Here is a 262-nt window from a genome sequence, read left to right on the forward strand (position 1 = left end):
CATTATCAGGCAAGAGATTAGAGATTGCAAACGTATAAGTAAAGAAATCGAGGGTGTTTACAATGTAAATGTCTAGTGTCTTTTTTCCAAGGTGATAGAATTGTTTTTTTTAACCAATCATAGACATATTTTATTGCATGTACTTAACATTAGAGAATAGGGGTGCAAACACTTTGCCTTATCGTTAATGTTTATTTGCTTCACTAGCGAATTTTCAAACTGTTCAAATATATCTCTCGTAGAATAAACTTTAAAGAGCATT

Source organism: Bartonella sp. AA86SXKL (assembly GCF_042196885.1).